The following is a 593-nucleotide window of genomic DNA, read 5'->3' as shown; positions in this document are numbered from 1 at the left end:
CCGTTAACCGTTTCAGCCAACGCATTATCGTATGAATCACCTGTCGTGCCAACAGATGCAATGACGCCAGAATCAGCCATCTTATCAGTATAGCGAATTGATAAGTACTGAACGCCGCGATCACTATGATGAATGACATCTTTAGGATGGTTTCTGTCTGCAATGGCTTGGTTTAGTGCTGCCATCACCATATCAGTGTTCATCCGATTAGAGACTTTCCAGCCCACAATAGCGCGAGCAAATACATCAATGATAAAGGCGGTATAGACCCAACCACTCAGTGTCTTTATATAGGTAAAATCAGCAACCCATAGTTGGTTAGGGCGATGGGCATTAAAGTTACGATTAACCAAATCATCAGCACGCTTTTGATCGTCACGAGACTTAGTCGTTATCTTACCTTTACCTCGCCAAATACCCTGCATGCCATGCTGACGCATTAAACGCTCTACAGTGCAGCGTGCAGGATGTATACCCTCTGCTTTCAACTGTTGCCAGACTTTACGAGTACCATAACGGCACTTGCTGTCCTGCCAGATACGTTTAATCTCATTAAGATAGAAATCGTCATGCTGACTACGCTGTGAACGCTT

1 protein-coding gene is annotated in these 593 nt (G+C 44.7%); it reads right to left on the bottom strand.

Annotated elements, in window-relative coordinates; all coding sequences use genetic code 11:
* On the bottom strand, window positions 1–593 hold a 593-nt coding region (locus EI164_RS16650), incomplete at both ends, for an IS3 family transposase (protein WP_192521064.1).

This window comes from Psychrobacter sp. FME13, from assembly GCF_014861395.1.
Lineage (GTDB): Bacteria > Pseudomonadota > Gammaproteobacteria > Pseudomonadales > Moraxellaceae > Psychrobacter.
Note: the sequence above shows the minus strand (reverse complement) of the source record. Positions and strands in the feature narration are given on the sequence as shown.